Genomic DNA, 6,045 nt, shown 5'->3' on the forward strand with positions numbered 1-6,045 from the left:
CTTTCATTCAATTTATAATTGATCATTAAGGCATTAGACAATTAGATAGAAAATTTAGATATTTTCCCCAACTCTTTCGTTATTAATTATTGAATTGGATAATTCAAGCATTAGACAATTAGATATTTTTCCCAACTCTTTCACTCTTTCATTCAATTTATAATTGATCATTAAGGCATTAGACAATTAGATAGAAAATTAGATATTTTCCCAAAACTCTTTCATTATTAATTATCGAAATGGATAATTCAAGCATTAGACAATTAGATATTTTCCCAACTCTTTCATTATTAATTATCGAATGGATCATTAAGGCATTAGACAATTAGATAAAAAATTAGATATTTTCCCAAAACTCTTTCATTATTAATTATCCATTATTAATTATCCATTATTAATTATCCATTATTAATTATCCATTATTTAACTCATCCTTGAACTTTTACATCTGATACCTCTGGACTTAATGGCTTGAGGGGTCCAATTTTTCCTATTTGTTCTCGAATCCAATTTTCTAATAATTCGTCCATTAGAGCGCGACGCATTGAATCATCAAGTTGTGCTGGGATAAATTTTTCTAACCTAATAATTACTGTCCATTCTGTCAATGGACGTGGCGTCCAAATCTGACCTGGTTGACTTACTGATAAAATTTTGCCTATAGAAGGGTGTGGTTGACTTAGGGGGACTGGACCTAATAATCCTCCTGTTCGCCCTTCTGGACCTTCAGAATATTGACGAGCAACTTCGGCAAAGGTTTGCTCTCCTTCTACTATGCGAAAGTATAGTTCGTGGGCTAGACCGGGATTTTTTGTCCGAATTAGAGAGTATACTACTTGGTCTAAGCTGCTCTTACGGGTGAGAAAATATCTTTCTACTTGATTACTCCAAGTTTGTTGTTTAAATTTTTCTAGTAATATTGGCCTGGTTGCCATTTCTTCTAGTTGTTCTTGGGTCATATTTTGGCTTTTCAGCCATGCTTGTTTAGTTTCGGGGTTATTTAACTGGTATTGGGTCTCAAATTTTTCTAAGGCCGTCTTTTTTTCTTCTTCTGTGCAAGTCAAGTTAGCGATCGCTTGGTCGATTATTACTCCTCGCAAAAAATGAGGCATTAACTGATAACGTTGTAATAAGGATGGGATATCTTGGGCTTGTAGTAATTTATCACCTATTTGAAATAATCCTGTCATTTTTTCTATCTCCAACTGACTTGCACTATTCCTTTTAATTTAGTCTTCTATGGAAGGTAGTGGCAAATAATTTACCAACTCATTTTTTTTTGGCTTTGTTTTTGTTGATATTTTTTTTAGAAAATAGATAATTTATACATCTGTGACGTTTTGAAGTTTTGAGCTGTTCCAGTAAGTAGGTTATAACTCAAGATTTATCTGTGGATTTAAGTAAAAATATATATTTAGTTTACCCATACCTTTAGTATGGCAAATAATTTTTTTTGTCTGATGCTGGTTATAAAGGCTGGTAATCATAATCTAGTATTTCTATATCATAATATTGTCTTACTACTAAAGTTTCTATTAAGTAATGATTATATACTTAAAGCTGTAGTAATTGAATTGACTAATGACAGCATAATTTTTGGTTGCTTGCTAATGCTATGCTTAAGTTAATATCTTCTTTACTAATAATGAATAATTAATTCCAGCACTTCTAGTTCTCATAATATACATATTAATAATTTCTGATTGCTATATAGCAATTATCATACCGATGAGGTACAAACTTCTTTGGTTTTAGGGAGTAGGTAGTAGGGAAGATGGGGGGATTGGGAGTAGAAAATAAGAAAAACAACTGTACCTCCGTAACTTGAGAAACCCTATAAAGGGAATTAGGAAAAATCTGCACTTAAATTTAATTAATTTTACCTACTATACCTCATTTTATACCTTTCAGACCTACTAGAAAAAGTTAATCTAGCAGTATTTTTTGAAATTGGTATAATGACAAAAGAATTAAAAATTTACATCACTAAGATCCAGGAGACAAAAATGAACAATAGTGCATTTAGTTTAGCTAAGGAAAAAAGTGAAAAAATTGTTTCTGCTTTAAGAGATATTTCAATTCTAATCGGGGAAAGAAATGAACAGTCTATAACTTTAGAAACTGGTGTAACTATAATACCAGGTTTGGGTTGTTATGGAGATGCTAATATTTTAGTTCAAAGGGCTAATGAAATTGAACAAGGAATTTTTAATGTGCTTGTTCTTGGAGAGTTTAAGAATGGTAAAAGCACTCTGCTTAATGCCATGTTAGGGGAAGAAATATTGCCATCAGATTTGCTTCCTTGTACGGCAATTATTACAAAGATAGTTTATGGGAATAGTGATGAGGTAGCTATATATAAGTCTGGTCAAAATTATCCTAAAATTTTCAGCATGAAAGACTTCAACGAGTATTTTAAACTTAAAGATGAGGATGGGTAAAATATAGATCAGGCAGGTTATGTTGAGAGATTTAGTAAGATTGAATATGCTCAAATAGAACGTCATAATCGTCTCTGTAATAATGGGGTGATACTAATAGATTCACCAGGGTTAAAAGAAGATGCAGCTCGAACAAAAATGGCACATAATTTTTTGAAACAGTCACAAGCTATTATATTTGTTCTGAGAGCGGATCGGCTTTTAGGTGAAGATGAAAAAGAATTTTTTGAGTGCTATTTTAAACCAGGTCAAGTCAATAATGTTTTTATTGTCATTAATTTTATTAACTTAGCTAAAGAAAAAGGACAAGAAACGGTAGATGGGGTAAAAAGAAGAACAAAAAATTTCTTTAAAGATTATTATCTTGATCGAGAAGGTGATTTTGATAGAGATTTTTACAACCGTCGAGTTTTCTTTGTTAATGCTTTAGGAGCGCTAGAGGTACGCACAGAAATAGCAGATAAAGCTGTTTTAAATTCATCTGGAGTTCTTGAGCTGGAGGAAGAATTAGAAAAGTTTCTAGCAAGTCCGGAAAAGGTTACAGCTACTTTTGACTCAACTGTAGAATTATTAAGTTTAATTGTTTCTAATTCTCGCGAACAAATTAATCAAGAAAAGCTGACTCTAGACCAACCTCTCAATCAATTAGAAGAGCGACGCAAGCAAACAGAGGAACAACTACTGGAATTAGAAAAGGATAAAAGGGATATTGAACAAACTATCTTCTTTTACCGTGACAAAATTAAGGAAAAACTCCTGGATGATTTAATTTTATATACTCAAGAAATTAAGGATACTTGGGAACAAGACTCTCGTAAATTAATCAATCTTAAACCGCTTGCTAATATCAAAGATATTCTTTTAAGTACGATTAGGGAGAAATCTAGAGATAAAATAAGAAACCATATTAAAGAAGCGTGTAAACCGTACATAGAATCTAAGCTAGAACAGTGGGAAAAACGAGTCCCAATTTTAATTGAGGAAGAAATAAATGAAATGCAACAAAAACTAGAAAATCAGATAATTAATTTTCAACTTAAAGTTGATAAGATTAAAAGATTATTTACGTTTGGAAATCCAGAAGAAGTTTATATTCCAGAAAAGAAAAGAACTCAGAGAATTATCCAAGCTGTACTTGGTGGACTCACTCTTGATCCTAGTCAAGTTACAGGTGCCCTAATGGGTAAGGGAGACTGGTTAAGTTTTCTTGGCAGACGTATTCAGGAAATAGTTCTAGTATTTCTTGTGTTTAATGTGTTCACTATTACTAATCCTCTGGCAATATTGTTCATTGCCTTATCTGCTGAAGGGGTTTTGATCAAACTTCAAAGAGATGCTTTTGAAAGAGGAATACTAAAAACCCTAAGTGAAAAAATTCCTGAAAGTATGCTGAAAGTAGTGTTTGAAAAACGCAATGAATTTTATCAAGCTATTGAAGAAGAGTTTGAAATATTAGCTTCAAAACTTACAAATAATCTACAACAGGAAATAAAGCAGATTAGCGAAGAACAAGACAAAATTATCAAGCTAAAGCAAGAAGGAAGCAATAGCGTAAATATAGAAAAGTCTCGTTTAGATTTAGTGGGAAAACAGTTAATCAAACTTTTTAATGAAGTTAGCTTGGTTACTTATGGTAAACATTTTACCCCTGAAGAAATTCAAGAAATGTCTGCTAAAAGAAAAGAAATTTTAATGGGTAATAAATAACGAAAAAAAATCTGCACAGAATAGATGTTATTTATTATAGAATCGGCATTCAGTTATTAGCGGTAAACTTTATCTTATGGAATGTTGCCTTAGCTAGTAATAAAAATGAATATAGATTACCAAGATTAGCTGATACTTTTGCTTTTAATGTAACTTTTAATTCTTGCTCAATCTCTCAATAGTAATTCATTCTTCCAATAGCAGAAATAAGTTAGGGTTTGCTGATTAAATCTAAAAGCATTAACAGATAAAGGTTTTAGCTTTTTTAGAGCCAAAAAAAGTGCAACTTTTTCAGGTTGAGCGACCAAAAAGTTAGGATAAAAGGCAGACTGATGGTAGAAAAATCAAGGGATAATTATTCTGACTACCTCATATAAATTCTTCACTCCTACTGAATTATGGCTCCTGACTCCTGACTCCTACCCCTACCACTCATACTTTTTCAGCAAACCCTAAATTAGGGCTTATCGATAAACTTTCAAAGCTTTCATCTGTAAATATTTGAGCCTTTTTAGAGTAAAAAAAAGTCTAATATTTTTGGTCTAGGGAGCTAAAAAAGTTAAGGTTTTGAGTAGATAAGGATAGAAAAATCAAGGGATAATTCTTCCTCCTAAATTCTCTAAACTCTGAATTTTACCCTCAACCATAAGACTTTTTCAGCAAACCCTAAATTAGCTGACATCTGAATGCTTGCTTTATATATATTCTCAAACAAAAAACTACTTAAATAACAGCGGAGGTATGAAAATGAGTTGGGAATCAGAATTTGCTTCTCAGTGGCAAACTTTTATGGATATTGTGGAAACCAATATTCGTCGCCAGGTTAAAAATAATGGTAGTTTAAATTCTGCTTTTGTTAATACTGTGATTACAAATGAAGTAGAAAAATGGTCAAACAGTAACCACTTTAATGGTGCTTGGCTGCGAAAATTAAACCGCGAAAAGCCTTCTCTTTATGAGCAGTTTCGCACTACCTTAGACACATTACACTCAAGCAGTAGTATATCTTTTCATAACCCTTCAATTGTTTTATCTGTTATGGGAGGAATAGGGATATGCGTAATTCTAATAATTTTTGGATTTCTCCACTTGCTAGTACAATTAGGATTAATTTCGTTAGTGCTGAAACAAGAGATTTTAGCTACTGCGCTAGCTTCTATAATTATCTTGCCTATTCTCAAGAATATAGAAGCTAAAGAAAGAGAAAATCAACTCAATCAATTAATTGATAATCTTCAACAAGATTTGAATTTTACTGGTGATAAATTAAGAGCAATTGCAGCTAAAGCAGAAGATAAATTATATACCAGATGACTGGTAAGCATTTAACTATTAGCTGTCAGTTTTACCTCTGGGTACTCTGATTTTTGATTGTGAAAAATTCTCTCTTTAATTGACTATATATTATAGATATGTCTGGTAAATATGATTAGGTTCTTTATTTTCTGTTGTTGACTTGATAATTTCTAAGTTGCACTCCTATTTTTCTAGGCAAAAGTTTATTTATCTCGGACTTTCTGTGACTATAAGTTGTTGATTAGGTATGGGTTATTTCCCAAATTATACTAATTTTTTCCCGGATGAGAGTCGCTGGTTAAATAGATAGATGTGGTGAGTGCTTTTGCCAAAAGTTATCTCTGGCTACCTCAACTTTTTTATGTGGGAAATTCTCTGGGAAATTTATTCTATATATATAGATGTGTCGGATAAATTTGACTAAGTGCTGGATTTTTTGTTGTCGACTTGATAATTTCTAACTTTCACTCTTATTTTTCTGAGCAAAGGTTTAGTTACTTCGGAGTTTCTCTAACTTTGAGTTGTGAATTATGGGTGGGTTGTTTCGGGAAGTCTACTAATTTTTTTCCTGTGAGAGTCGCTGGTTAAATATATATATGTG

The 6,045-nt window shown here is 32.0% G+C and carries 3 protein-coding genes and 1 pseudogene; 3 read left to right on the top strand and 1 reads right to left on the bottom strand.

The window, feature by feature from the left end; all coding sequences use genetic code 11:
• Positions 1-428: 428 nt before the first annotated feature.
• A complete protein-coding gene (locus ACP6PK_RS00865) occupies positions 429-1,190 on the bottom strand; it encodes a peptidylprolyl isomerase (RefSeq protein ID WP_426556945.1) in 762 nt (253 codons plus the stop codon).
• Between the two features lie 816 nt (positions 1,191-2,006).
• Here ACP6PK_RS00865 and ACP6PK_RS00870 point away from each other — a divergent pair.
• From ACP6PK_RS00870 to ACP6PK_RS00880, 3 genes and pseudogenes are all read left to right on the top strand, one after another.
• A pseudogene (locus tag ACP6PK_RS00870) lies at positions 2,007-2,702 on the top strand (dynamin family protein); the annotation flags it as partial.
• Between the two features lie 192 nt (positions 2,703-2,894).
• Complete coding sequence (locus tag ACP6PK_RS00875; RefSeq protein WP_426556963.1) at positions 2,895-4,148, top strand: hypothetical protein; 1,254 nt, start codon at positions 2,895-2,897, stop codon at positions 4,146-4,148.
• Between the two features lie 747 nt (positions 4,149-4,895).
• Complete coding sequence (locus ACP6PK_RS00880) at positions 4,896-5,462, top strand: hypothetical protein (RefSeq protein WP_426556947.1); 567 nt, start codon at positions 4,896-4,898, stop codon at positions 5,460-5,462.
• The last annotated feature ends 583 nt before the right edge of the window (positions 5,463-6,045 follow it).

It is taken from the genome of Dapis hubbardiae BLCC-M172, assembly GCF_050016015.1.
Taxonomy (GTDB): Bacteria; Cyanobacteriota; Cyanobacteriia; order Cyanobacteriales; family Microcoleaceae; genus Trichodesmium.